Annotated in this window: 28 protein-coding genes and 1 tRNA gene; 13 read left to right on the plus strand and 16 right to left on the minus strand. The window is 39.1% G+C overall.

What is annotated here, in order from left to right; all coding sequences use genetic code 11:
* Window positions 1–3: 3 nt before the first annotated feature.
* Entirely contained in the window at window positions 4–585 is a 582-nt protein-coding gene (locus CAL6303_RS03115; RefSeq protein WP_015196370.1) for a Uma2 family endonuclease, read from the minus strand.
* A 122-nt stretch (window positions 586–707) separates the two neighbouring features.
* On the opposite strand from CAL6303_RS03115, the gene CAL6303_RS03120 reads away from it, so the two are divergent.
* From CAL6303_RS03120 to CAL6303_RS03130, 3 genes are all read left to right on the plus strand, one after another.
* Window positions 708–2,312: an Hsp70 family protein gene (locus tag CAL6303_RS03120; protein ID WP_015196371.1), complete on the plus strand. Its 1,605-nt coding sequence runs from the start codon at window positions 708–710 to the stop codon at window positions 2,310–2,312.
* A gap of 396 nt (window positions 2,313–2,708) precedes the next feature.
* A complete protein-coding gene (locus CAL6303_RS03125; protein WP_015196372.1) occupies window positions 2,709–3,743 on the plus strand; it encodes a glycosyltransferase family 4 protein in 1,035 nt (344 codons plus the stop codon).
* Window positions 3,744–3,947: 204 nt separating this feature from the next.
* A complete protein-coding gene (locus CAL6303_RS03130; protein ID WP_015196373.1) occupies window positions 3,948–4,817 on the plus strand; it encodes an SDR family oxidoreductase in 870 nt (289 codons plus the stop codon).
* A gap of 5 nt (window positions 4,818–4,822) precedes the next feature.
* Here CAL6303_RS03130 and CAL6303_RS03135 read toward each other — a convergent pair whose 3' ends face one another.
* Both CAL6303_RS03135 and rbsK read right to left on the minus strand, forming a co-directional pair.
* Window positions 4,823–5,746 (minus strand): nucleoside hydrolase, encoded by a 924-nt coding sequence (locus CAL6303_RS03135; RefSeq protein WP_015196374.1) that lies wholly within the window; start codon window positions 5,744–5,746, stop codon window positions 4,823–4,825.
* Window positions 5,747–5,870: 124 nt separating this feature from the next.
* Window positions 5,871–6,803, minus strand: a complete 933-nt coding sequence (gene rbsK / locus CAL6303_RS03140) for a ribokinase (protein ID WP_015196375.1) — start codon at window positions 6,801–6,803, stop codon at window positions 5,871–5,873.
* 218 nt (window positions 6,804–7,021) lie between these two features.
* On the opposite strand from rbsK, the gene CAL6303_RS03145 reads away from it, so the two are divergent.
* The 5 genes from CAL6303_RS03145 to CAL6303_RS03165 all read left to right on the plus strand — a co-directional run bounded on the left by CAL6303_RS03145 (window position 7,022) and on the right by CAL6303_RS03165 (window position 12,090).
* A complete protein-coding gene (locus tag CAL6303_RS03145; RefSeq protein ID WP_015196376.1) occupies window positions 7,022–7,405 on the plus strand; it encodes a calcium-binding protein in 384 nt (127 codons plus the stop codon).
* Window positions 7,406–7,874: 469 nt separating this feature from the next.
* Complete coding sequence (locus tag CAL6303_RS03150) at window positions 7,875–8,759, plus strand: ParA family protein (RefSeq protein WP_015196378.1); 885 nt, start codon at window positions 7,875–7,877, stop codon at window positions 8,757–8,759.
* A 372-nt stretch (window positions 8,760–9,131) separates the two neighbouring features.
* Window positions 9,132–10,478, plus strand: a complete 1,347-nt coding sequence (locus CAL6303_RS03155; RefSeq protein ID WP_015196379.1) for an AAA family ATPase — start codon at window positions 9,132–9,134, stop codon at window positions 10,476–10,478.
* Window positions 10,478–11,248 carry a ParB N-terminal domain-containing protein gene (locus CAL6303_RS03160; protein ID WP_015196380.1) on the plus strand — a complete coding sequence of 257 codons (771 nt, stop codon included), beginning with the start codon at window positions 10,478–10,480 and terminating at the stop codon, window positions 11,246–11,248. Before CAL6303_RS03155 ends, CAL6303_RS03160 begins: the two co-directional genes overlap by 1 nt.
* Window positions 11,249–11,550: 302 nt before the next feature.
* Window positions 11,551–12,090, plus strand: coding sequence for a hypothetical protein (locus tag CAL6303_RS03165; protein ID WP_015196382.1), 540 nt, complete (start codon window positions 11,551–11,553; stop codon window positions 12,088–12,090).
* A gap of 48 nt (window positions 12,091–12,138) precedes the next feature.
* Here the strand turns inward: CAL6303_RS03165 and CAL6303_RS03170 are convergent, their stop codons facing one another.
* The 8 genes from CAL6303_RS03170 to modA form a co-directional block, all read right to left on the minus strand.
* Window positions 12,139–12,798: a Na(+)/H(+) antiporter subunit B gene (locus CAL6303_RS03170; RefSeq protein WP_015196383.1), complete on the minus strand. Its 660-nt coding sequence runs from the start codon at window positions 12,796–12,798 to the stop codon at window positions 12,139–12,141.
* A complete protein-coding gene (locus CAL6303_RS03175; protein ID WP_015196384.1) occupies window positions 12,795–13,361 on the minus strand; it encodes a DUF4040 domain-containing protein in 567 nt (188 codons plus the stop codon). Before CAL6303_RS03175 ends, CAL6303_RS03170 begins: the two co-directional genes overlap by 4 nt.
* Window positions 13,348–13,635 (minus strand): monovalent cation/H(+) antiporter subunit G, encoded by a 288-nt coding sequence (locus CAL6303_RS03180; RefSeq protein ID WP_015196385.1) that lies wholly within the window; start codon window positions 13,633–13,635, stop codon window positions 13,348–13,350. Before CAL6303_RS03180 ends, CAL6303_RS03175 begins: the two co-directional genes overlap by 14 nt.
* 146 nt (window positions 13,636–13,781) lie before the next feature.
* Window positions 13,782–14,045 (minus strand): hypothetical protein, encoded by a 264-nt coding sequence (locus tag CAL6303_RS03185; RefSeq protein ID WP_015196386.1) that lies wholly within the window; start codon window positions 14,043–14,045, stop codon window positions 13,782–13,784.
* On the minus strand, window positions 14,042–14,440 hold the full coding sequence (locus CAL6303_RS03190; RefSeq protein ID WP_015196387.1) for a Na+/H+ antiporter subunit E: 399 nt from the start codon (window positions 14,438–14,440) through the stop codon (window positions 14,042–14,044). Before CAL6303_RS03190 ends, CAL6303_RS03185 begins: the two co-directional genes overlap by 4 nt.
* Window positions 14,437–15,864 carry a cation:proton antiporter gene (locus tag CAL6303_RS03195; protein WP_041739029.1) on the minus strand — a complete coding sequence of 476 codons (1,428 nt, stop codon included), beginning with the start codon at window positions 15,862–15,864 and terminating at the stop codon, window positions 14,437–14,439. Before CAL6303_RS03195 ends, CAL6303_RS03190 begins: the two co-directional genes overlap by 4 nt.
* Window positions 15,864–16,199 (minus strand): cation:proton antiporter subunit C, encoded by a 336-nt coding sequence (locus tag CAL6303_RS03200; RefSeq protein ID WP_015196389.1) that lies wholly within the window; start codon window positions 16,197–16,199, stop codon window positions 15,864–15,866. The genes CAL6303_RS03195 and CAL6303_RS03200 overlap by 1 nt, the downstream gene beginning before the upstream one ends.
* 653 nt (window positions 16,200–16,852) lie before the next feature.
* Window positions 16,853–17,656: a molybdate ABC transporter substrate-binding protein gene (gene modA, locus CAL6303_RS03205; protein WP_015196390.1), complete on the minus strand. Its 804-nt coding sequence runs from the start codon at window positions 17,654–17,656 to the stop codon at window positions 16,853–16,855.
* Between the two features lie 73 nt (window positions 17,657–17,729).
* Here modA and CAL6303_RS03210 point away from each other — a divergent pair, with 73 nt between their 5' ends.
* Window positions 17,730–18,215, plus strand: coding sequence for a TOBE domain-containing protein (locus tag CAL6303_RS03210; protein WP_015196391.1), 486 nt, complete (start codon window positions 17,730–17,732; stop codon window positions 18,213–18,215).
* On the opposite strand, the gene CAL6303_RS03215 is transcribed toward CAL6303_RS03210, so the two are convergent.
* The 3 genes from CAL6303_RS03215 to pyrE all read right to left on the minus strand — a co-directional run bounded on the left by CAL6303_RS03215 (window position 18,205) and on the right by pyrE (window position 21,534).
* Window positions 18,205–18,399 (minus strand): hypothetical protein, encoded by a 195-nt coding sequence (locus CAL6303_RS03215; protein ID WP_158333129.1) that lies wholly within the window; start codon window positions 18,397–18,399, stop codon window positions 18,205–18,207. The genes CAL6303_RS03210 and CAL6303_RS03215 overlap by 11 nt on opposite strands.
* A gap of 70 nt (window positions 18,400–18,469) precedes the next feature.
* Window positions 18,470–20,767 carry a PAS domain S-box protein gene (locus tag CAL6303_RS03220; RefSeq protein ID WP_015196393.1) on the minus strand — a complete coding sequence of 766 codons (2,298 nt, stop codon included), beginning with the start codon at window positions 20,765–20,767 and terminating at the stop codon, window positions 18,470–18,472.
* Between the two features lie 149 nt (window positions 20,768–20,916).
* Window positions 20,917–21,534, minus strand: a complete 618-nt coding sequence (gene pyrE, locus CAL6303_RS03225; protein ID WP_015196394.1) for an orotate phosphoribosyltransferase — start codon at window positions 21,532–21,534, stop codon at window positions 20,917–20,919.
* Between the two features lie 99 nt (window positions 21,535–21,633).
* Between pyrE and CAL6303_RS03230 the strand changes: the two genes are divergently transcribed.
* Window positions 21,634–22,068 (plus strand): hypothetical protein, encoded by a 435-nt coding sequence (locus tag CAL6303_RS03230; protein ID WP_015196395.1) that lies wholly within the window; start codon window positions 21,634–21,636, stop codon window positions 22,066–22,068.
* 151 nt (window positions 22,069–22,219) lie between these two features.
* Here CAL6303_RS03230 and CAL6303_RS30195 read toward each other — a convergent pair.
* A tRNA-Ile gene (locus CAL6303_RS30195) sits at window positions 22,220–22,292 on the minus strand.
* 535 nt (window positions 22,293–22,827) lie between these two features.
* Between CAL6303_RS30195 and CAL6303_RS03240 the strand changes: the two genes are divergently transcribed.
* Both CAL6303_RS03240 and CAL6303_RS03245 read left to right on the plus strand, forming a co-directional pair.
* A complete protein-coding gene (locus CAL6303_RS03240; RefSeq protein ID WP_015196397.1) occupies window positions 22,828–23,526 on the plus strand; it encodes a hypothetical protein in 699 nt (232 codons plus the stop codon).
* A 193-nt stretch (window positions 23,527–23,719) separates the two neighbouring features.
* Entirely contained in the window at window positions 23,720–25,066 is a 1,347-nt protein-coding gene (locus CAL6303_RS03245; protein WP_015196398.1) for a hemolysin family protein, read from the plus strand.
* A gap of 546 nt (window positions 25,067–25,612) precedes the next feature.
* Here the strand turns inward: CAL6303_RS03245 and CAL6303_RS28965 are convergent.
* Window positions 25,613–25,759 carry a ribbon-helix-helix protein, CopG family gene (locus CAL6303_RS28965; protein WP_015196399.1) on the minus strand — a complete coding sequence of 49 codons (147 nt, stop codon included), beginning with the start codon at window positions 25,757–25,759 and terminating at the stop codon, window positions 25,613–25,615.
* Between the two features lie 38 nt (window positions 25,760–25,797).
* Here CAL6303_RS28965 and CAL6303_RS03250 point away from each other — a divergent pair, with 38 nt between their 5' ends.
* On the plus strand, window positions 25,798–26,952 hold the full coding sequence (locus CAL6303_RS03250; RefSeq protein ID WP_015196400.1) for an RNA-guided endonuclease InsQ/TnpB family protein: 1,155 nt from the start codon (window positions 25,798–25,800) through the stop codon (window positions 26,950–26,952).
* The last annotated feature ends 17 nt before the right edge of the window (window positions 26,953–26,969 follow it).

Below are 26,969 nucleotides of genomic sequence, written 5' to 3' on the forward strand. Positions count from 1 at the left end.
TCTCTAACCAAGCAAAGGTGGTAACATTTGCTGAATCTGAATCTGGAAATTGGGAAATGCTAAAGGTGAAACTATCCCATCTGCATCTAAAACTATTTGATTTTGATAACCTTGGGAAGTTGGTTCTCGAAACACATATAATTGTCGTTTCACCACATCCAAAACCCAATAGTCAGAAATTCCGGCTTCTGAATAAGCTTTACCCTTGGTTTCACAATCAAACTTCAAGCTACTATCGGCAACTTCAATAATTAAATAGACTTCGCTGGGTGTAGGATGGTGATCTGCATAATCTAAAGGGTCGATTTTCACAACTGATATATCAGGCTCAGGTTCTGATTTATCATTTAAAGTAATTGGATCTTGAGATGAAATAGATGCAAAATCTCCCAAACACTTTTCTAGCAACTTATAAGTTCTTCTCACTGCTGAACTATGTGCTGTTCCCTTCGCACTCATCCAAATAATTTTCCCTTCCAAAAGTTCCACCCGTTCACCATCTTCCAGAATACCAGCCTCAGCCATGCGATGGTATTCTGCCACCGTCCACAAACGTAGATTTAGGTTTTTTTCTGTAGTTTGCATGGGTTTCAACTTGCTTCATTGCTGACCATTTTAACATTCCAGATCCCCTACTTCTCCAAGAAGTCGGGGATCTATATTGATTCATTTAGCTGTAAAATAATCTACATATACCCTGATTACCAATGTCAATAGCTATAGATTTCGGTACTAGTAATACAGTTGTTGCCCGTTGGAATCCCGTTACTCAACAGGCAGAAACTTTGACTTTACCGGGTTTATCATTGCAACAAAGTTTAAATCCACCGCTGATACCCAGTTTGGTGTATGTTGAAGACGCAGCACAGGGTAAAATTATCCTCGGACAGCAAGTACGCGATCGCGGTTTGGATTTAGCCTCGGAAAATCGTTTCTTTCGCAGCTTTAAACGGGGAATCGGTGCCAATATCCAGGGGTTTTTACCAGAATTAGATGGGGAAACCGTCAGCTTTGAGATGGTGGGGAAGTGGTTTCTCCAAGAGGTAATTTCCCAACTTGCTACAAGTTACCAGGAAGTATCAGAATCTTTAGTACTAACTGTTCCAGTAGATAGTTTTGAAGTCTATCGCTACTGGTTGGGAACTGTCTGCGAAGATTTAGCAGTTAAAGAAGTGCGAATGCTGGATGAACCAACAGCAGCAGCTTTGGGTTATGGTATCACTGGTGAAGAAGTTTTATTAGTAATTGACTTTGGTGGTGGAACTTTAGATTTATCTTTGGTAAGGTTAGATCAGAGTTTTCAACAAGCAAATAGTAAACCTGTAGGCTTCTTACTAAAATTTGCCAATAAATCCCTTGCAGAAACCTCCAAACAGAAAGTCAAAACAGCGCGAGTTTTGGCAAAAGCAGGACAAAATCTCGGTGGAAGCGATATTGATAACTGGTTAGTGGATTACTTTGTGCAAACCCAAAATATTCCAGTTAACCCCATCACCACCAGGTTAGCAGAAAAGCTCAAAATTCAACTTTCCAGCCAAACCCAAGCAACTGAAGTCTATTTCAACGACGAAACCTTTGAAAGTTACGAATTAGCACTCAACCGCGAGGAATTTGAAGATATCCTCAAAGAACGGGGTTTGTTTCAACAACTAGACATTGCTATTAAAAGTATATATCAACAAGTACAGCGTCAAGAAATCCAAATAGCAGATATTAGTTCCGTACTTTTAGTTGGAGGAACATCCCAACTACCCGCAGTGCAAAAATGGGTAAACAACCATTTTCCGTCATCTAAAATCAAATGCGATCGCCCTTTTGAAGCAATAGCCCAAGGTGCCTTACAATTAACCCAAGGTTTGGAAGTTAAAGACTATCTATATCATAGCTATGGTGTGCGTTACTGGGATCGACGCAACAACCGTCACAGTTGGCACCCCATCATTAAAGCAGGTCAACCATACCCCATGAGCAAACCAGCAGAATTGGTTTTGGGTGCATCCATGGAAAATCAACCCTGTATCGAATTAATCATGGGGGAACTCGGTGCAGAAACCGGAGGAACTGAAGTTTATTTTGATGGAGATAGACTAATTACACGTCGAGTTGATGGAGGAGTCACCACAGTCAAACCCCTCAATGATAAAGAAGGTGCAAGGAGTATTGCTAACTTAAAACCTCCTGGATTTCCAGGAAGCGATCGCATTAAAATATACTTCCAAGTAGACGCACAACGTTTTCTCCGCATCACCGTGGAAGACTTACTGACAAATGAAACTTTATTGGAAAATCAATCTGTCGCTCAACTTAGCTGATTTGAAATTTTCAAAAAAAGTAAAACTAAGGATTAGCGATTAAATAATAGACATCTCCAGAAATTAATTATGCGTTATCCAGAACCTTTGTAGAGACGTAGCATTGGTACGTCTCTACATTTTTTCGGAGATATCTAATATACATATCTTGTGGAATGGGCAGTGTTCGACTGAGCGCTCACGCCGAAGTCTTGCCTGTTAATCTAATTATGCATTCAGGATGCCTGATCCACAAAATCAAAACTTGCATTTTATTTAATATGCATTCCTAAAAGGTGTATTAATTTATAAAAATGAGAATTTTCTCATGTATCATAAGTGAACAACAGAATTGCCCTACCAGGTAGCATCTAAATTGTTAAGTTTTACTTTAAAAATACTAAATTTAATCAAACTATGCATTGGATAATTGCTGCTCCCTTCATCAATAAAATTAACCAAAAAGACGAACATTGGTTAGCCCCCTACGTCAGTAAAGAAAAGCACCAATTCGATATCATTCCTCGTCGAGAACCACTACAAAACTGGCACGAGCGAAAATCAGCCGTCACCGGAGTCAAAGATTGGTTAGTCTATTGGCAACAGGGTGCAGATGCAGTCAAAGCCACCAGAGGAGGAGTAATTACAGTTTTTCCCCAACTCCCCGCAGTGGTGGGAATGCAAAGACGAATTACCCGCAAACGCTTTCCCCTCGTTGCGTGGCTATTCAATGTTGGCACCTGTTCTAGTGGAATTCGCCGCAGTCTGGCACAAGCTAGTTTAGATGAAATCGATCGTTTTATCGTTCATACCCGCCACGAATGCAAAATTTACCATGAATGGTTAGGGATTCCCAAAGAACGATTTGAATTTGTCCCCTTCCACGAAAAAGAAATCACCGTCACCCACACGGAAAACACTACAGAGCCATTTGTTACGGCTCTAGGTTCTGCCCACCGTGATTTCCCCAGGTTATTTGAAGCAGTATCCAAACTTAGTTTACCCACAGTCGTCGCATCCGGAAAACGTGCATTAGAAGGATTAACCATTCCCCCCAACGTCCAAACACCCATGGGTATAAGTAAAGTAGAATGTTTGCAGTTAGCTCAAGAAGCCCGGATCAACGTCATTCCCCTGCTTCCCAACCCTAAAGTTACCGCAGCTGGACAAGTGACAATCGTGGAAGCCATGCAAATGGGTCGAGCAGTAATTGCTACACGCTGTCACGGTGCCGAAGACTACATTCAACATGGAGTCACAGGTTGGTTAGTGGAACCAGAATCCGTAGAAGATTTAACCGAGGCAATTGATACCCTGTGGAATGATGCAGAGTTACGCAACCGTCTAGGAAAAGCTGCTCAACAATATGCTAAAGATAATTTTTCCTATGAAGCTGCGGGAGTATCCTTAACCAGGATATTGGATGAAGTTGCCCAAGATTACAAATTTTGAAGTCTAGCAACCTTTGAAACTGTGGTGTAATAGCTAAAATCATCTACAAAATGACTAAATATTTTTGGTTTTTAGTCCATTGAAATTGACTTTTGCTAAACTCTTGCACCCTTCCAGGGTAAGGGCTAATGGGACTTGTGGGTACACCGTAGCCCTGCTCCCTGCCTCTTTTAATCTATCTACTATCTACTTATTACATTTCCAATGAAAAAGCTGTTAATCACTGGTGCAAGCGGTTTTTTAGGCTGGCATATTTGCCAGATTACCCAACAAGAATGGCAGGTTTATGGTACTTACTATTCGCATCATTCAGAAATTCCTGGTATCAAACTCCAAAAAGTTGATTTAACCGATTTTCAAGCATTAAAACAACTATTTCATGACATTCATCCTGATGCGGTTATCCATACAGCAGCACTATCGCAACCAAATTTTTGCCAGAACCATCCCCAAGAATCAGCGGCAATTAATGTAACTGCATCATCTAATATTGCAGGATTATGTGCTGACGCTCAAATTCCTTGTGCTTTTACTTCCACCGATTTAGTTTTTGACGGTTTAAATGCACCTTATAAAGAAAGTGATTCTGTAAACCCTGTGAATATCTATGGTGAACAAAAAGTTTTAGCAGAACGAGAAATGTTAGCGATATATCCGCAAATTTCTATATGTAGAATGCCATTAATGTTTGGTGCTGCAACTCCCACTTCCAAGAGTTTTATGCAGGGATTCATTGCCACATTAAAAGCTGGAAAAGAATTAAACTTATTTATTGACGAGTTTCGCACACCAGTAAGTGGCAAAACTGCCGCTCAAGGAATTCTAATAGCTTTGAAAAAATCTCAGGGAATCATCCATTTAGGTGGGAAAGAACGCATTTCTCGCTATGATTTTGGTAGATTGATGGTGGAAGTTTTAGAACTACCAAACACGAGTTTAACAAGTTGCCGTCAACAGGATGTAAAAATGTCTGCACCTCGACCTACTGATGTATCATTAGATAGCTCCAAAGCTTTTGCACTAGGGTATACACCACCATCTTTAAAAGCAGAGTTAGCTGGACTTACGTGTTAACTATTTCACCTTTGCCACTGCTGTAAAATATAGTCATAAAACCAATTTTGATCAACTTTATCCATCGCCAAAATTTTCCTGCCACCTGCAATAACTTTTGTTCTGCCTTGACTTTTTCCAGTTGTGATAATTTCTGTTTCTAGTTCTGTTAATTTGAAGGCTTCGGGATGTCCTAAATATGCTGTAGCCAAAACATCCCAAGCATAATAATCTTGAGGAATAACTAAGGCATAACATTGTCCAGCCAAATCTGAAACCGGGTGTCGATGATATTTACCAATTTTTCTGACAAATTCAGATGTGACAGGAACTTGATTTGTAATATCCAAAGAACACATCACAATTTCTATTGAACTTTCCCAGGCTCTAGCAACAGCAATTGGATCCCAGTATGAATTCCATTCTGCGGAGCCATCTTGTCCTGGTTCCCAATTTTTTTCCACATTTCCAGGAACATTTAAAGCACCACCCATCCAGACTAAGCGCTGAATTTTCGTTTCAATTTCTGGTGCGGTATCCAGTGCATAAGCCAAATTTGTTAATGGTCCCGTCATTAGTAGTGTAACAGGTATCGGCGATGTTTGTAGCGCCCTTACTAAAAAATCTTGACCTGATTCTGTGAGTAACTTTGTTTGAATCGTTTCAGTTTGGTTGAGAATGGGAAAATGATCAACCACAAAAGAATCACGACGGTAAAGTTGGGGAAAGGGATTAATTCCTCGCAGGGTACTTTCAGCAACCGGGATATGTGAACATCCCATCAAATCTAATATTTTGCGAGTCGCACTCACTGCGGGTTGGATGTAGCAGTCAGCGGGAGTCACGATGATACCCATGGTTTCAATGTGGGGCATTGTCATTAATAGCATGACAGCGAGGTAATCATCAATTGCCCCGTCATGATCCATGATAACAAGTTGTTTTGTCATTAGTTAAGGAAAGAGTGCTGGTGAATTATAGCGATCGCATGATTCAATTATCATCATTAACTCTCCCGCCCCAATTTTGAGGCAAGAGTTTGTTACATCCTACAGGCTTTTTGTTTGGAGACTGCTAATTTTTGCCGATTTCTCTCTCTTGTAAAAAAGCATCAAACATAAATCTATCAGGAAGTGATGGCTGTGCCCCCTGTTTCATAGCTGCCAAAGCACCTGCTGCCGCACCCCAAACCACACATTCTCGCAGACTTAAATCTTCAGCAAGTCCTGCTGCTAAACCTCCATTAAAAGCATCTCCTGCCGCAGTTGTATCCACTGCTTGAACTGTAAAGGCTGGAATAAAAAAACTTTCATCTTGAGTACCACAATATACTCCTTTGCTACCTAGTTTGACGATGGCACATTTAACTCCTTTTTCTAGTAAAGTTTTTGTTGCTTGGGCTGCTGAATCTTCATCTACAACCGGAAAACCGACTATTTGTCCAGCTTCCACCTCGTTTGGGGTAATAATATCCACCAGATGGTAAAGTTCATCAGGTATATTTGATTGCACGGGAGCAGGATCTAAAATAACTTTGACTCCTAAATTATGTGCCGCCTTCGCAGCAGCAACAATTGCAGACATGGGAACTTCTAGCTGCAATAGCAAAACCTTAGCGGTAGGTAAAATCTGTAACAATCTTGCCACATCTTCATTATCTACATACCCGTTGGCACCAGGAATGACGATAATTTGATTTTCCCCACCATCACCCACAATAATTACAGCTACCCCAGAACTAACCGTAGCTTCGATAGAAACATTTTCAGTGCGTACACCTGCAACTTGAAGACTATCAATAAGTTCATTGCCAAAACTATGTGCCCCAACACGCCCAACTAAATGGGTTGGGATACCTAACCTCGCTACTGCCACAGCTTGGTTTGCACCCTTTCCACCTGGGGCTTTAAAAAATTCGCCTCCCAGCAGCGTTTCACCTGCAACTGGCAACCTAGGTGCTGTTGCTACTAAGTCGATGTTGATGCTACCAAAGACGATAACACTCATAATAATTTTAGATTTTGGATTCTAGATGTGAAATAGGAATATCGCAATAATGCAATGTTCTGTTATTTTGCATTGTCAAGTTATTTTTAGTCAAAGTAGGATAACACCCTTGACTCAAATTTTCCTCTCTTAAGTATCGATTTAGATTAGCAAAATTTTGGATAACCATAGTAGGATTTACGATAAGTAATTTTTTTGCCAGTTTGATAAGGGGTTTTATGTCCACTGTTGAAATTGATGAAAGCCGCGAAAATCGCATCAAAGAAGAAATACTTGTAGATGCCGAAGACAAAGAAGATCGGGCTATGGGCTGGTATTATTATTTGGATGATATGCTGAATTTTCCATTTAACGCCAAATGGGTCAAAAAAGGACGTAAACCTTCAACAACCGCAAAGGAGAAGGAAGTTGAGGTTTTAGGTATGGCATCCGAAGATGAGTGTCTACGGGATATGTTGGTGGAAATTGTCGAAGTTGGTGGTAGTGATGAAGACGTAGAAGTTGCCCGTTTAAGTGATTTAACTGTGCTAGATACTGATGATGAAACACGAGAAGCCCTTGCTGATTGGTATTATTGGCAAGGAAGAGGATATAAGTTTTGAATTTGGAATCTAAAATTTTCAGTTTTAATTTGAAGATTTTGATTATAATATTTTATACTAATTGCCCGCAACAATAATGTTAGTTCGCGGGTCATTTTTTATGTTTTCACTACAGCAAATTTTAGATAGATGTAACGCACCAAAGAAACCTCTAAGCTCTGTAGCGGTTCTCTGCTAAGATGTTTCCTTGTACTTATGCATATCATCTACCAAAAGATAGATATTGTTATAAATTTCAGCTATTATTTCAAATCAGTCAGAGCATAGGTAGGTGGGTGTTGAAAATTGTAGTTAAGATAAGGCAGCTTTGCGGGATCATCCCACGGGGGCAAACCTGCCACCCCAAAACGGACTGCCTGTAGAGGACGGGGAATTAGATCCCCCAATGTTGTTAAATTTATTTTTTGCATTCAATCAAATTGCTAAAAATACTGCTTAGATGGTAGTGCGTTATTCGAGGCTTTAACCAATGGGATATGTAATTGCGACTGCAAATATGAAAGGTGGTGTTGGCAAGACTACCGTAACTGTGAATTTAGCAACTTGTTTAGCAAAGAATCATGGTAAGCGGGTGTTGGTGCTAGATTTAGATACACAAATTAGTGCAACCTTGAGTTTGATGTCTCCGGTTGATTTTGCTAATCGTCGCAAACAACGTAAGACTTTTCGTCATTTGATAGATCGAGTTATTACCCCTGAAGAGAAACAAAAACATACTATTCAAGATATTATTCAAACTGAAGTTTGTAACTTGCCGGGATTAAATTTGTTACCAGGTGATATTGATTTGTATGATGAGTTTGTAGTATCAGAGTTGCTGCATCAACAAGCAATGAGTTTGGGTGAAAAAGATTTTGAAACGGTTTGGAATCGTTTTGAAAGGATTCTCTTAGCGAAGATTTTAGAACCAATTCGTGATGATTATGATTTTATTATCTTGGATTGCGCTCCAGGATATAATTTATTGACTCGTAGTGCTTTGGCAACTAGTGATTTTTATTTACTTCCTGCCAAACCAGAACCTCTCTCTGTAGTGGGTATTCAGTTGCTAGAAAGGCGGATTGCCCAGTTAAAAGATAGTCACGAGCATGAAGCAAAAATAGATATCAAAATGTTGGGAATAGTGTTTACAATGTTTAGTAATAATATTCTCAATGGTCGATATTATAAACAGGTGTTAAATCGAGTATATCAAGACTTTGGAGATGCAAAAGTTTTTAAAAATCAAATACCTGTAGATATGAATGTAGCGAAAGCTGTTGATAGTTTTATGCCTGTAGTTTTAAGTAATCCTCAGTCTTCTGGTTCTAGAGCTTTTCAACAAATGACACAGGAGTTATTACAAAAATTATAAGCTTTTGTGATTTTGAGATTTTGGTAATTTTCCTGTAGCAAATGAATACTGCACTATGCAGTGATGCTATGTCAACGTGAATATGATCCCGGACTTTTCGGAGAAGTCGGGGATCTTAAACTCTCGATTTCAATGTAACCTGCGCCAAGATACTTTAGATAAAATTGCTACATTGGTTCATGAATTTTTTAGTTATACTACGCAAATGAATATCAGGATGTGTTAATCCCTTATTCATCTGCAATTATAAGCTATACCACTAGTAAATAAATATATTCATCACAATTGCTAATAGTTAAGTAAAGTAAATCAACTATTGATACCTAATTAATTGGCATAATGGAAAGTGATAATTTTATAGGAGTATAAGAATTGTCATTCAATCCTGAACTTTGTCGCAACGAAAGCGAGGTTGAAAGCAAACTCATCGTGCAATATTTATTGCCAGAGTTGGGATATACTCCTGATACATGGCATCAAGAGGTTGCTGTAGGTAGTATTCGCTTAGATTTTTTAGCATTTGCCGCACAGGTTATCCCTTTTGTTTTAGATGCTAACTCTCCTTTGGGTGTTGTCATGGAAGCGAAGCATCCTAGACAAAATTTAAATAATCATCTGATCAAGCTACGATATTATTTGACAAAGTTGCATGTTAGATATGGGTTACTAACAAACGGGAAGGAACTCAGGATTTATGAGAAAGATCAAGATGATATTAAGTTGTTATTTCGATGTTTGGGAAGTGAAATAGAAACAAAAATATCTGATATTAAGGAATTAATTGCTAGGGATAGTCTAAGAAGCTATTCAGTCGAGCCAACACAAATAATAATAAAACCTAAACCAACTTCTAAACAAATAATGAAAGTAATTGCAGTCTACCATAACAAAGGTGGTGTCGGTAAAACCACAACTGTTGTTAATTTAGCAGCAGCTATGAGAAAAAAGGGTAAAAGGGTTTTAGTAATCGATTTAGATAGTCAAGCTAATACAACTTTTGCTACTGGATTAGTGAAATTTGATGATGAAGAAGACGATGATATTAGATATTCTAATATTCTCCAAGTATTAGAATCGGAAGAATTCTATCCGATTTCGGAAGTGGCTAGAAAGTCAGATTTTTGTAACCCTGAAATATATGTAGTTCCCGCACATATTGATTTGATGAAAAAAGAGAATGAGTTACAGCAATTAGCAGACACTAATTTGGCTTTAATTCAAAAACTGGATGAAGTTAAAGATAAATACGATGTGGTTTTGATTGATACACCACCATCTTTAAACTTATATGCACGAATTGCCTTATATACTTCAGACTACCTAATTATTCCATCAGATTTAAAACCATTCGCTAATCAAGGGTTGACTAATGTCAAAGAATTTATCAAGAAAGCTAATGCATTTAAAAAGCAGGTCAAAATGAATCCATTAGAAATTCTTGGTGTTCTACCTTGTAAGATATCAACGAATAGTAAGTTTGTACAATTTACATTGAAAAGTAGAATAGATAAAATATCTAAAAAATATGATTTGAATGTTTTTGATACAGTGATATATGAACGTGATGATTTAGCAAAGTGTGCAGAAAAAGTTCTTGTTGTGGGTGATATGGAAATTGCCGATCCTATTTCTGTTTTAGATTTCAAACCAAATTCAATTTCATCTCAAGAATTTGAGCTATTAGCTAAAGAGGTATTAACTAAAATAGGAATGAATTAATGAAATTATCTACATCACTAGTTGCAGTTAAGAAAATTACTTGCAACACTCCACGTTCAAACTTTCTTCATGAAAAAATAGAACAAGCTGCACAACAGATATTAGCAGTGGAAGGACTGATTAACCCGATTGTAGTTCGTAAAACCGGCTTACAAGCTTACGAAGTAATTCAGGGAGATTTTGAATACTATGCTGCTGCTAGGGCTAGGGAAATAAATCTTAAATTAGGAGAAATGGTTAGTGTTTATATTGTTGATGAGGAGAATCAAGAAGTTTTACTTGAGCAAATAAAGATATTTAGATCAAGCGATGAATATGCTGGTAATTCAAATTTAACTTCATATGAATTGAGTAATGATGTCAATTCAGACAAAATTATCAGCACTTTTACAAGAATGTTTGCTAACTTGGAATCTCGGTTTGAGCAAATTACTCAACAACTTGTTGAATCAGCAAAAGAAAAGATGAGATTAGAGTCAGAAATTAAAGAGATAAAAGCCAGACTAACTGACAAAATGACACCTTTAGAAGTGTTTAATCAATCAGACATGGTGCAATTAACAAAAAAATTAATTAATACTGGAATTAGTGAGGGAGAAGCAAAGAAAAAGGCTGAAGCAATTATATCGGTTCGTGATAGACAAGAAAATCAGAAATTTTTATCTCTCAACAATGTTGTAGAAAAAGTGAAGTTAAAGCGCGGTAAAAGGCAAGAGAAAGCTATTGGTGAGAAAAAAATGCTGCAAATCATAGATATTTGGTCTGAATGATGATTTATAGTTGTTTCTAGTTTTGTCGTTTGGATGCACCAATAGTAAAATCCAAGGCAAATTTTTTTTCAATTAGTATCACATATAAAAGATGGTGCGTGACGTGACAAGTCTGATTGCTACGTTCAAATATTCTCATAGCGTCACACACCCTACGGGGAAAAATATGCTAGAAAGCTATAATACAAATGAACCAATAAGAGTTAAGTCTGAAGTCCAATATTCTCTGGATATAACTTTTATGTCACGGCTTGGGCAATATAACTATAAAGCGATTCACAACTGTAACAGAGGTGAAGTATATGGATATCAAGTTAGGGTTCGGTGCAATTCCTAGACCTCAGTATATTTTTGTTAACCGAGAGGCTGATTATTGTTGGTATATGCTTTCGGAGGATAATCGTCAGATCTTTATTCCTGAGAAAGCATTAACATGTGTAATTACGGGGATAGATTGTAATAAAAAAGTTGAAACACAATTCGGATCTGCTTACAAAACCGACTTATCAGTATTAGCCGATAAACCCTATGTAATCCGTTCTGGGAGGGAATCTCACTTCTCTAGAAGTTTGTTACGCTCCCTGGATGCATTAAGCTTAGAACAGTTGCAAAATCCGTTAACTATTACGGTGAATCCAGGCGATCGCACTGTTGTATTTTGCAATATTTACGACCCGGCAACTTACAGAGTGATTCGGACAAACACTGAAGAAATAGATTTGCAGGTTCTTGAGAACAGAGTGATTCAAAAGGTAAACCAAGTCACAAATTTGAACTTAGTCGTGACAGATGTTCCAGAAGTCGCTACACCAAGTGAATCACATCAGGTAATGGTGGCATAGGTTGGAAGTCAAAAGCGATCGCATAATCTTTCCACCCACTACCATACCTCACAACAACCCCCGATAACGGATAAATACGAGAATAACTGCCCAGGAACCTAACGCAACTTTGATGGCAACCAAGAAATTCAGTAAGGGTAGAATTCCACCACTAAATAATGTCCCCAATTCTCCAAAGGGTAATTCCCATCCAGATAGGGTAATTACTGATAACACGATGAAAACCAATACTGATATTTTCTCCCATTTGGCAGCGTGCCAGCGTTTATAAATTCCCTGCATCCATTCTGAAGATGCGGTAATTGCCACCAACCCAATTGCTGTTCCTCCGGCAACTCCAGCCGCAAAACCACCACCAGGGCTGAGATGTCCGCGAATCCCTAACTCGATTCCCACTAAGGCGGAAATGGTGGCACCCAACCGAGCTAAAATTATTGATGGTCTATCTGTGAAGTGATAAATAGAACAGAATGGTCTTTCATTTGCTAAGAGGAAACTGGCTCCCAAGATGGCAATGGTAAAAACCACAACTTCAAAAATGGTGTCATAAAGTCGATTCCGAAAAATGATACCGGAAACAGCATTTGGTACACCGCTATCTTGGACAACTGCTTCCACAATTGACATGGGAAATTCGGTTGTTGGATTGGGAATAAACAGCATTTTCACGAATAGGGCGATTCCTGCAATAACATAAACCCATTTCATAGATGCTGCTCCTCTAATTTTTCTACACTTGTATCTGATACATTTACGTAGTTGATAACTGTTGTGGGGGAATCAAGTTCGTTTTGCATGATGTCATAGATGCGTTGAATCCGAAATGTGGTTTTGAAATTCGGCTGTTCAATTCCTGATTTGGTGCAGGTTCCGTGAATTTCTTTTTCATTCAACGCACGCTGCAAAGCTTGGACATCGTTGTATATGGATACTTCTAGTCGCATGTGGCGTTTTTTGAGAACCTTGCGGAAGTCAGCGAAAAGTTCCTGAAAAGTCTCTTGGTTTTCCCCATCTCCAAGTACGCCCAAACGCAATACTAGGGAGGAACGCACCGCTACGGCATATAATGTGATTGCTAACAGTGTACCCATCAAAGCTTCAGTTAAAGCCACATCTGCTGCTCCTAATATCCCATAAACCAAAGCTGCGATCGCACCTAAGATTCCCCGTAGTGCTAGAGCATGGTAAGGGTTAACTTGAAGTACTACCAAGCAGGCTGTTAAGGGTAATAAGGCAACGATAATATAAATAAAACTATCAAGATGGTTCATTGCTATTATCCTCCGCAGTTGAACAGTAGGCTAAAACGTACCCCAGCATGGTGTTCCATATTCCTAGGGTGATGATGGCAAGGATGAGTAGGGGGGTTTCACTGGGTATTTTTAGTAATAATCCAAAGACAATTGCGATGGAACCCAGGGTATCGGCAACGGAAAGACTATGGAGTTTAAATAATACCGAGCGTTTACCCAAAAGGGGAAATGTACCCCAAAACCAGAAAAAGATGCCGACAGCAATGCAGCCATAACTAATTACGTTGATCATACTTCCCTCATACGTTACTTATTACTCGCTTACCAAGTAACAAGGGTTCAAAGCCCCTGCCTTGAGGCAGATAGTTTTTGAGGTGGGGTTTGAATCCCTGTCTCAAAAACGAACTCATTACTCATTACTCATTACTTATTACTTACTCAAACTTCCCTCATGCGTTTGAGAATATGTGCTAACAGCATTAACGAAGCATTCCCCACACTCAAAATAATGACCGCAACCACACCAATCATCCAATCATCCCGAAAAACAGATACAACCAAGGCAATAACAGCCGCTTTAGTGGAAATACTGGCAAAAGCCAGCATAGTTTGCCAGATATTTTCATCCTTCCAAGCTTCGTAAATGGGGATGAGCATGGCTAAAATCATGACGATGAGAATGGCGCTATTAATGTTGTTCATGGATTTTTTGCCCTCCGTCGTACCCGGTGTACTTCATAGTAACCATCTTGGTGATATTTCTGAACAATTGTTTTCGGGGTGAAGGTAATGAGGAAGATATCAAGGAAAATTAATCTAGGCGATCGCTTGGATTGGACTCGCTCCAAAATTACGTCTTCGTGTTGATGGGGACGAAGGATGATTTCCACTGCTTCCATATAAGCTTGGGGAATCGCCATAATAATTTTACCTAGTATGTAGAGCCAATCTTTGAAGGTTTCGCGGGATGGATAGCCACGGGGTAAAAGCACGGCAATAATTACACCGATGATGATATTTGCCACGCTCAAATCGGAGGTGAGCAAAAACCAAATAGTTAGTCGTAAAATCAAATCTCCAATCAAATGTCCCATCATGCCACCGCCATCCAGAAGAGTACAACTAAACTGAGGCACATCACCCCAACTAAATGCTCGAATTGTTCGATTTGACGGGGTAATTTCCAAGTTATGCGTTTAAAGACGAACCAATAAGCTAACCAACCCAAGGCAATGATTCCCAGAGGTTTACCTACATTAGCGATGCTGTAGGCTTCGTAATACACAACATTGGCGACAATTAAACCACCGAGCAAAATTACCATTGCTATCCAAAAACCCGGTTTTGCTGGTTCTCCTTTGCCATGGGGTAAAAAAATAAACTTAGCAAACGATATTGCTGTCCCCAAAGCGGCAATATTCATCCCAATTACTTGCCAGGGAAGAAGATTTTTTGTCGTCAATATCTTTGCCCCAAACCCTGCTAATAAGGGAAACCCCGATATGGAAAAACTAGCTATAACTAAAGCAATCCAAATCGGGGTATGAATTGGTTGCTGTTGTAGTTCCTTGAAGTTGCGACTGGGTAAATTACCTGCAATCAAAAATAGTGCCGATTTTACTAAACCATGTGTCAGGGCATAAAAACCCCCTACTTCTGGTGCAGCAAGAATAAAACCTAATTGGGAAACCGTATGAAAGGCTAACATGCGCTTTGTATCTTTCTCAAATACCGCATAAAACACCCCCAACAGTGCTGTACTCACCCCAAAAAGTCGGATGAGGGGATTGACATCCTCAACAATTAATGCACACCTAATCAGGGGGTATACCCCAGCTTTCACCACAATTCCCGACAGCAAAGCTGATACAGGGGTTTCAGATTCGGAGTGGGTTAAAGGTAGCCACAATCCCGAAACAAAAACCCCTCCCTTCACTAAAAGTCCGACAAAAATCAAAGCTAGTGCTTCCGGTGGTGCATCCTTCAAACCAATGAAACTAAAGGAGTGACTCGCCTGGTAAACTAATCCTGCACCCACCAAGTAAAACAGCATTGCCGTATTACTGATGAACAGATAACGTAGCGCTACCCAAATAGAGCGATCGCTTCGGGGATAGGCAATCAACAAAAATGCCGCAATCCCGCTCACCTCTAAGGCTACGTATAAACTAATAAAATCTGTAGAGGCAAAGGCAGCATTGACACTACCATGGACAATAATAGTCTGAGCATAGAAAAAAGCCGTTTTATCGCTACGCCAACAGTACAAAAGAAGTGCTGCTGTCACTAAAGCATTGGTTAAGATAAAAAAGCCACTTAACTCATCCACCACTAAGGTGACACCAAAATTATCCAGTAATTTTAATTCCAGTGGTGATTTTTGGACAAACAATTGCCATGCAAATCCAGCAGAAGCAACCGCTCCCAAAAATGCCAAATAGCGGTCAAGTTTAGGAAACAGAAAAATCACAAATCCCAGAAAAAACGGGAGTGCAATCCAAGCGATCGTAATCGTGTTCATCATGGCGTATTATTCTTCTCGATCTCACTAGTTTCCAAAGTGGGATTATCCCGTGCTAACTTCATCACTCCCACCAGCATTAAAGCCTGAATCGAAAAGCCAATTACAATAGCTGTTAATATCACCGCTTGGGGAACCGGATCAGCATAAACATGGTTTTTGCTACCATCGAAAATCGGCGTAAACAATCCATTTCGTGAAGCAATCAGCACATAATACGCGATAACCCCCGTACTCATCACATCCATTGATACGATTTTCATCACCAAGTTTTTCTTTAAGATGATGCCGAAAAATCCACAGAAAATTGTTGCCAATACACATGCTTCTAACATCAAAATTACTTTTTTAAAATATTGTTTTTACAATCGAAAAAGAGAAAAATTATTTTGCTTTTAGAGTAGCTGCACATTTCTTATAATCATCTGATATCCAATTAGAGACTTCAAAATAAAAAAATATTCCAAAATTTGTTGTGGTGTAGACATCTTGCCTGCTACTAATACAAGAACAGGCAAGACTTCGGCGTGAGCGCTACTTTACCTCCGGTACACTTCGTTCCGACTAGGCTCAGTACAAGTCAGTCCTTAGACAGGCTCAGGAACCATCGAGCGCTGCCTATCCCAAAATATTGGATCATCTTTTTTGTGGAGTTCTCTTAAGCTTATTGACGTACTAATAGAGTATGTCTAAATATGCGTTACGCATAAATATTTTGTAGTAAATATTTTAGATCATGATATTAGTAAAGCCCATGAATTCATGTATTTATTTTTATGTATGTCTCATAAATACAAGGATAAACTAAATATGTTATTGTTAGATCCATAGAATAATTCTAATATCTTATGACTATCCATGATAATTTCAATGTTCTAAAAGCTCTACATATGCTCTGATCTCAATTTCATCCAGGTTTTACCAACATTGGGGGTCTAAATCCCCATTATAAAACGTACTGATTACTTCATTACTCATTACTTATTTTTTAAATCCCCGTGGTGATAAAGCCGTATTTATCGAAAATGGCTTTAGCTTCTTCACTAGATAAATACTTGATAAACTGCCTCGCTGCTGTAATATTTTTGCTTTGTTTCAATACTGCCATCGGGTAAACTATGGGAGAATGATATTTCTCATCAGCAGCCACAACGATTTTTATCTTGTTGGAAATTGCTGCATCAGTTTGATAAACCAAACCCGCATCAGCGTTACCTGCCTCCACCGCAGCTAGAACTTGCCGCACATTATTCCCATAGACGAATTTTGGTTTAAGTTTGTGATAAATGCCCAATTTTTGTAGAACTTGTTCTGCATATTCTCCCGCTGGTACGCTTCTGGGTTCACCAACGGCAATTTTTTTGATATTGTCTGTGGTCAAATTATAGAAACTAGTTACACCAACTGTTAGCTTGGGGACAATCAATACCAGACGGTTTTTTGCTAGAATGCTCCGAGTGTCTACAACTATTATCCCTGACTGTTCTAAGGTATCTACTTGCTTTTTCGCAGCAGAGATAAATATATCGGATGTGGCACCTTGCTGGATTTGTTGCATCAAGGCACCAGAAGCGCCAAAATTATAGTTGATGCTAATTCCAGGTGTCCTTTGTTGGTAGTTTTCCCTAATTTCCTCCATTGCGTCTTTTAAGCTGGCAGCAGTGGATACGAGCAAAGTCGCATTAGGTTGTGCAGTGACAATCGGGCTGGGAACCCGTAATTGGAAAACAATTGCTAATAAGAAACTAGCCATCGTTGCGCTAACGAAAGCCAAAAAACGTCTTTTGTTCATGATTGTCTGCCATCGACACTTGCAATCATGATACCAACTTTTACCCAACTTACCAATTAATTTGGTAAAACCTATGCCAAGAAAAGAACAAGGATGGATCACATTTCAGACATCAGAGGAAGAGCGGAAAATCTTAGAAGAGTTCTGCCAACAGTCTCAACGGACTAAAACTGAGATTTTGCGAGAAATGGTGCGGACTTTGAATAAGCATCCGACACCAGTATTAACAACTGAAGACTCTGTTACAAAAAGCGGGAAAAATCGCAAGAAACCTCTTGAGGAAGAACAAAAGCTTGAGGATAGCAGTAATTTCTCAGATGAAGTACAACTTACTACTCAAAAGAAAGCATTAAAAGTTAGCTCTCGCAATCTCCTTAAGGGTGTAATTACACAAATTGTCCCTGGAGCGGTTAATTGTGAGGTAACGATGGAAATTGTTCATAGAGTGAAATTAACATCAGTAATTACACAAGTTTCTGCTGAGGAACTAGAACTTGCGATTGGGGAAGAAGCCTACGCTGTCATTAAGTCTACAGATATTGCGATCGCTATCGAGTGAAAGTGACACTCCCCACACCTAAAAGTCGGGAGATTCTTCCTGTGTGTTTCCCTAACACGGGGATTTCACAGAATTTATTCTTTTTACCAACTTTATTGGTTAATATAACACCAATAAAGTTGGTAACATGTCCATAGCAGTTTTTATCTATTTGAACCACATCACCATGATAAGTGGATGACAAAGCTATAACCTGATTAAATTCCCCGCTTTTAATCATCAAGATTCCTGCCTTCTTTCTTCTTTCTTAATTATCAATAATTCAAATACTTAATCAGCATCGATTCCAATTGCACAATACTAATTGGTTTTTTGAGATAGTCATTTGCACCTGGAGGAAAAATACAATTATCAGAAGATTCACTTGGCGGTATCATCATAACTACAGGAATGTTTTGAAAACCTGGTTGTTGTCGCAGTAATTTGAGTAAATCCCAGCCGGTTAACTTATCTGCCAAATGTATATCTAGTAAAATCAAGTGTGGTTTGTGGTGATCAATTTTCTCTAAAAAATTACTACTATTAGCTATTTGTTCCACTTGATAACCAATTGTTTGTAGATAGTCCTGGAGTCTAATAGCAGTATTAATTTCGTCTTCCACTAATAAAATTCGTTTACTTTGAATGCCTTTTACTATAACTTCAGGATTATTACTATGTTCTAATAAATTCACTGCTTCGAGCAGTTGTAGTGATTCACTATCCGTTGCTCTGGGATGAGGTATAAACAATGTAAATTGACTGCCTAAACCTAAAGTGGATTCAACTGTAATCTCTCCGTTATGTAACCTTGCCAATTTTCTAGTCAAAGCTAATCCTAAACCTGTACCTTCATATTGTCGATTAAGCTGACTATCAAGCTGTTTAAAAGGTTCAAACAGAAATTTAAAATTATTTTCATCAATACCGATTCCAGTATCACTGACAATAAAATTAACACCCTGACTAACCTGTTGAACTTTTAAGGAGACAGAACCTGATGGTGTAAATTTGATCGCATTACTAAGTAAATTTAATAACATCTGCTTCAACCGTCGTTCATCAGCAATAAAGGTTTCCAGTTGAAAGTCGATAGTGAACGTTAAATCAAGTTGTTTAGCAGCAGCGCGATCGCGTACAGTAGAAATCACATAATTGCACAAATCAGGAATATGCAATTTAACTAAAGATAATTCTTCTTTGCCTGCTTCCACCTTTGACAAATCGAGAATATCATTAATTAGTGCCAACAGATGCTCACCACTACTATAAATACAGGTGACATACTCCCGCTGCTTTTCGTTTAATTCTCCCAGCATTTCCTGCTGTAATAATTGAGACAACCCCATAATTGCATTTAATGGGGTTCTTAACTCGTGACTCATCGTTGCTAAAAATTCACTTTTAGCTCGGCTTCCTGCCTCAGCTACATCTCTAGTTTCCTTCAACTTTAAATCTGTTTCTTTCCGTTCAGTTATATCCTCAACTATTGCCAAAAAATACTGAGGTTCTTGGTCAATCCCAGTAATTAAGGAGACGCTGACATGTATCCAAACTGATCTTTGATCTTGCCGGAGAAAACCCCTTTCTAATTCAAAACTATCTTGAGTTCCTGCTAAGAGTTGCCGATAAGCTTTAAAATCATCACCATGCTGATCAATAAAATCAGTAAAACGTCTACCACATACCTCCTCCCGACTGTATCCAATGATTTTACATAGCACTGGATTCACGTCCACAACCTTGGCTTTAATATCTACTAATCCGATTCCAATTGAGGAACGTTCAAAAATCGCTCTAAACTGACTTTCACTTTGTTGTAGGGCTTTCTCGGTGGAATCATCATGTTTTTTAACTGCGGTTGTTGGAACAATTTTAGATTTTGGAATACTTGTTACATTTTTAATGATCTCGAACCAAACTTCTTTTTCCTGATACAGGATAGCTTGAGTTTGAACTTCCACGCCTAAAATCGTGCCATCTTTCCTAACTACAGCTAGCTGAAGGAGATTTTCATATTTTTTAGAAATATTTTCCCTAATTAATACCTGTGATTCGTAGGTAAAAAATTGGTGTCTACTTTTGCCAATTAGATCTGTCAATTCATAGCCAGTAATATGAGCAACAATTTGGTTAGCACTCAAAATAACTTCCCCATCATGAATCATCAAGCCTAAATCTAGACTTGGGGAAATTTGGCGTTTTTTTCGCTTAACCGTACTAATTAGACTGCGACGAAGTAAGCTAGGGGTAATTTGGTTATAAATCAGACATTCTTCTCCCCCTGCATCCAAAATATCCTCTAAAATTGCCTCACCTGGATCTAAACTAATTACAATAACTGCGGTGGTGGGGGCAATTACACAGATAGATGAAATAACCTGCAAATCTTGACTTGCTGGAAAACCCAAATCTAAGATAACTACGTCGATAGATTCATTCACCAATAAAGGTAAAGCTTGAGTAAAATCCTTAACCTTATGCCAGCAAAACCTAATCTGATTGGATGCATCTTGTTCAAGCATCTGCTGCCAATCGTGACTAATCTCAGACATCAGAGTTTTATCTTCCATGGGAAGCTTGCACGACGGATTTCGTTCGTACTCTAACAGCAGAATGTTAATTACTTCACATGTCATACCTGTCACCAGTCAAGCAATTGCCGCATTATCGGCAGGTATTGGTAATAGGTAATGTTTGTATACCTTCCCCCACCATACTCCTAATCTTTTAAACTATACCTCCGTTGAATTTCCTCAATTTCATACACCACGTTAAATTTTAACCCCTGGGATTGATAAAATTCTGCCCCACCTTGTTTTCTATCTACCAGTGAAATTACTTCATCTACCGTATAACCTGCGTCTCTCAATCTTGTCACAGCCTTCATTGCCGATTGTCCAGTGGTGACAACATCCTCCAAAACTACAATTTTGGCACCAGATGGTAAAATTGGTCCCTCAATATAAGCTTGTGTTCCATGACCCTTTGACTCTTTACGGATAATTAAACCTGGAATTGGACGATTTTCGTATGTCGAAACAACACTCACAGCACTGACTATCGGGTCTGCACCCAACGTTAACCCAGCGACAGCTTCAGTATCATCACTTAACATCTTTAAAATTAAACGACCAACTGCCACAGCACCTAGAGGATTCAATGTGACTGGCTTACAGTTAATGTAATAGCTACTAGGTTGACCAGAAGAAAGGGTAAAATTGCCTTCTCCGTAAGCCTCTTGACAAATCAAATCCAATAAATTGGTACGCAATGTACTTGTGTCCGTACTAACAGCCCAAATATTGGACAGGGAAAGGTTTTCAGCGGGATAACTCATTACAAATTGCAAAAAATTGTGCTACACCAATGGTTGAACTCACGGGAGTTCTGAAACTAAGCATAAATTAAGACGTGCTCAAAAATTGAGGAGTAATTAATGAAGGATTTGAAATTGACAACTTGGAGTGGTTTATTTGCATTGTTTGCCATTGCTTGTTTGCCCCAGGTTGCCGTGGCACAAACTAATGTGCCTAATTATGAAACAGCTAGTGAGGTAATGGAAAGAGCATTTTTCAAAAATGATCCAGATTTTTATCGAAACAATAGTTTCAAGCGAGAACTAGATTGGATGTTGGGATCAGGATCCATCTTCAGAAATTCTTTTCCAGAAAATGAAATTGCCAGAGATGCGGAGTTAGTAAACACAGTTTATCGTGATCTGATGACGCAGCAGGCAACCAACGATCCATACATTCGGACTCCTGACTTACCAAATCCCTATAATACATCATTCATGATGTCACCTCGTTTGAATACCAGTAAACTTAGAAGTGGTACAGAATTCCGCTTTGAGAATATACCTCAACGATAAAAAAGTAGGGGAACGCGAAAACACGAAGATAAGTAGTGTAGTTAGCGGGAAGGAATATTCTTCCCGATAAAATTCATAATTGTTATTTGTCTGAGGATGGACTGAGGCTAATATTTTTCTAGTTTTCCAGCTATATTAGCTGAATTTAAAATCCAGGGTACAGGAGTTGAACCTGTCTGGGACGAATTATGAGTTCGTTGCCTAAACCGATCGGCCAACCCTGGTTATACGATGTTTATTTTAGCGCGTGTTTGCCAAATGTAAACACCTAAATTATAGTTTATCAGATTTTAACACGGCGAAATGTCACGGTAATATAATGCAAACTAAGATTAACTTAACTTCTTGGTAAGTTAGATAAAATTATTGAGATCAAGGAAAAATATTTTTGGTTAGTATTTTTGTATGCATTCTATCTTTGTGAAGTCAGAGGGAACCTCACTCTGGCAGGGTTAAAAGAAGCAGGGGAGCAGGAAGCAAGGGGGAAAACTGAGATGGAGTTTTTACTATGCCCCCAATAAGAGCGCCCCACAAGGGCGGGGCTTCTAGCCATACTTCGCTTCGAGATGCTCCGCGCAGAGGGAAAGGGCTTACTAACCCTGCTAGAAACCCCTTCCCCTCTGCCTCTTCGGTGATATCTTTGTGATCGCTATATACTGATATTTTTAGGACTTTGGCATGTGTCATTAGTTTTGATGGTTTTCAATTTAAATTAGATTGTGTAGATTGTGCCGCATTATTTTTAAGAGATAGTCAGCAATGAAATTAAACTCAACTGTTCTTCTAACTTTGATATTATTGACCCTGATGTTGGGGGCTGGTTCGGTCAGCGCAATTTTAGGCTTTGATATTGGTAGTAAAGCTTTGAAGGGTGTAACAACACCTGATGCTCGTCCTGCAACCAAATTTGCCAGCAGCAAGGCAAATAGTATGCAGCATGGAGGGGTAACATTGCTGAGGGAGGAAGAAATTCTTAAAGTTGTTAAGTCACGTATTGAGGGTAAGAGCAAAGCTAGTAAGCTAGATAAATCCCAAGATGATGAAGAGGAGGAAAAAGCGAAGAAAGAAAAAGAAGTAGAAAAAGCCAAGGAAGCTCAAGAAAAACCACAGCCTGGATTTCCCATCAGTGCTGAAAGCCAAGGTGTTAACTTAGCGGTGCAGTCAGCCCAGATTTCTGGTGGTGATTTGGTTTTGAAGGTAAAAATGCAAAATAAGGGAACAGATACAGCCCAATTTTTGTACAGTTTCTTGGATGTCACGGATGATAAAGGACGAACATTGAGTGCCAGTACTGAGGGATTACCAACGGAATTACCCTCTAACAGCCCTGTCTTTTCTGGAACAATTAGTATTCCAACTCCATTATTGGAGGATGTGAAGAGAGTTTCTCTAGTTTTAACTGATTATCCGGCGCAAAAAATGCATTTAGAAGTCGCTAACATTCCTGTAGGGAAGTAGAAGTTTGTGAGAATGCGGTGTTGGCAACCACTCTTGAAAAGAGTATTAGATCAGTTAAGTATAGGTAGTTTGGACTGCGTTTAACTATTTATAATTTATATCGATTTCTTACTCAAAGTACCTTTCGACTTCCAAATCAGCAGTACTAGCCACATTAGAAACTTGGGTGTTAGTTGTAGGCGAAAATTAGGCGGTGATTGTTTTTTCTGATGTGAGTTGGTCAGATGTGGGTTTGAAGTTGTTATCAGTATCGTTACTGATTGCAATCAATGCTTTTTTTGTGACAGCGGAATTTTCAATGGTGACTGTGAGGCGATCGCGGATTCACCAATTAGTAGAAGCCGGAGATATTCAAGCGATCGCAGTTGAGAATCTACAAAGGAGTATTGAGCGACTCCTATCTACGACTCAGCTGGGTATTACCTTATCTAGCTTGGCTTTGGGTTGGATTGGTGAAAGTACGATTGTGGAACTAATTGAGAAGTGGCTCAAATCTCTACCACTACCAGGGGAAACGAGTTTGTTGTTAGCGCACTCCTTCTCAATCCCCATTGCTTTCTTTCTTATTGCCTACCTACAAATTGTCTTAGGAGAACTTTGCCCCAAATCCCTCGCTATCCTCTACTCAGAACAGATGGCGAAGTTTTTGAGTCCTTCTATTAAAGCGATTATCCGTATTTTTCGACCTTTTATTTGGATTCTTAACCGATCTACTCAGTGGTTATTACGCCTGTTTGGAATCGAATATACAGGAAAAAGTTGGCGACCTCCTGTAACTTCTGAAGAACTCCAACTCATCATTGCTACAGAACGTGAATCTATCGGTTTACGAGCCGGAGAACGGGAATTGCTGAAAAAAGTTTTTGAATTTCAGGATATCACTGCACAAGATATCATGGTTCCTCGCACCAGCATTGTGTCCCTGCCAAAAACAGCATCATTACAAAACTTTCTTCATCAAATGGCTCACACTAGTCACTCTTGTTACCCAGTTACCAGTGAATCTTTGGATGACATTCAGGGGATTGTCTACTTTAAAGATTTAACAAAGCCTTTAGCTATGGGTACTATTACCTTAGAAACCCAAATTCAAGCTTGGATCCGTCCAGCAAGGTTTGTTCCCGAAAATACATACTTGCATGAGCTTTTACCCATGATGCAGCAGCAAAAACCATCTATGGTGATGGTTGTAGATGAATTTGGTGGGACAGTGGGATTAGTAACAATTCAGGATGTGATTGCTCAGATAATTGGGAATGATGGCAATTCTGAAAATAACCATGCTCTACTGGTACAAATTTTAGATGAAAATACCCATTTGGTACAAGCGCAAATTAATCTTGAAGATTTGAATCGAATACTCAATATCAATTTGCCAATAACTAGGGAATATCAAACTCTAGGTGGCTTTTTATTATATGAATTACAAAAAATCCCCGGATTAGGTGAAACATATTCCTACGAAAGTTTAGAATTTACTGTAATGTCAGTTGTAGGACCTAGGCTACATCAAATTCAACTACGACGATTTCATCAGTGACAGCAATTACGGAGGGAGTAACTATTTACGTTATTGCGATTTAAGGGAGCAATCTCTAAGCCTGATTTATTTGTAGCGAGTGCGTAAGTCATGAATGATATCGATATCGATATAGCAAATTTTAACTTCATGAGGTACAAAAATACCTGTTTCAAACCCTTAGCAAGGGCAGGGTTGAGTGGGGTCTAGCACTTCCAAAATTTCTCTATCAGTCAAAGTTTTGCCGTCTGATTACTCAGACGACATTTCTTGGAACAAAGGTAGCTAGGGTCTGCTGAAAAAAGCTACAAAGCGAATCTAGATGCCACACAGCTTAAATAATGGTGGTTTTAGAGGTTAGATCTAAAATTCACCCCGCGATTTTTCTCCAAAGTGCATGGTTTTTGAGCATCTAAATGCCATAACCTTGCACTTGTCTGGTTCAACAATGCTTAAAACCCTTGTTTGGCAAAGGTTATAGCTTTAATCAGCAAGCCCTAGCTATCAAAGATTGTGATTGTGGTTATTATCCACTACTGCTTTCTGTTTTTTAACAAAAACCTGAGTCTAAAGCCCCGTGCTTCTAGCACGGCTTTTCTTCAACTTCCGGATCATTTCTCTAAGCACGTCATTTTGAGTGCGATCTGTTTCCTCGCAATATTTCAAAAGTATTTCATACTCTTGATCAGAACACCGAACCGTTAATTTCTTCATGCCGTCATATTGCCGTCAATTTATGATAGAATACTAGCATGAAAACACTGAAGTTTAAACTCTACGCACACAAACGGGATAGACACCTCAAACGCACAATTAATGCTGCTGGGGTGATTTATAACCATTGCATTGCCCTACACAAACGGTATTACCGGATGTGGGGCAAACACTTAAATTGTGCAAAACTTCAGTCTCATATCGCCAAACTGCGGAAGAGAAGCCCATTTTGGCAATTGCTAGGTTCTCAGGCAGTACAAGAAGTATGTCAACGCATTGAGAAAGCCTACCAGCTATTTTTTAAACATAACAAGAAAGGAGTCAGACCACCAGGATTTAAGAAAGTTAAGAAGTACAAATCCTTCACCCTTAAGCAAGCAGGTTATAAGTTTTTGGGTAGTAACAGGGTGAAAATTGGTAGCCGAGTTTATCAATTTTGGAAGTCTAGAGAGATTGAGGGAATAGTCAAAACCCTAACCATTAAACGCACTCCACTGGGTGAATTGTTTATGGTTATTGTTGTTGATGAAGGCAGTAAACCAGAAGTTGAAGTTAAGACAGGTAAAATTGCTGGCTTTGATTTTGGGTTGAAAACATTTCTCACTTGTTTCTCCTCCGGAGACGCTACGGGAACAGACGGCACTAAAATTGAGTCTCCCCAATTTTTCAAGCAGTCCCTAAACGCCATCAAAAAAGCTAGTAAACAGCACTCTAAAAAGTTAAAAGGTTCGTCCAACAGGGAACGAGCAAGAAAAAACTTAGTACGCAAGTATGAGGGTATCTCTAATCGTCGCCGTGACTGGTTCTGGAAGTTAGCTCATGAGTTAACTGATAGGTTTGATGTTCTCTGTTTTGAGACTTTAAACCTCAAGGGAATGCAACGTCTTTGGGGCAGGAAGATATCAGACTTGGCGTTTGGTGAATTTCTGCAAATCCTAGAATGGGTTGCCAAAAAGAAGAATAAAATGGTTGTTTTTATCGATCAGTGGTATCCAAGTTCTAAGACTTGTTCTAGTTGTGGGCATATTCTAGAAAAGATTGATTTGTCTATTAGAGAATGGCGTTGTCCATTATGCCAGTCTGTAAACGGAAGAGACGAAAACGCCAGTCGTAATATTTGTGCAGTCGGGGCATCGACTGTTGGGTTAGGTAGTGTAAGTCGGGCTTTGCCTGCAATTGCTGTTCGAGCCTAGAATCCCCACCCCTTTAG

It is taken from the genome of Calothrix sp. PCC 6303, from assembly GCF_000317435.1.
In the GTDB taxonomy this organism is placed as follows: Bacteria; Cyanobacteriota; Cyanobacteriia; order Cyanobacteriales; family Nostocaceae; genus PCC-6303.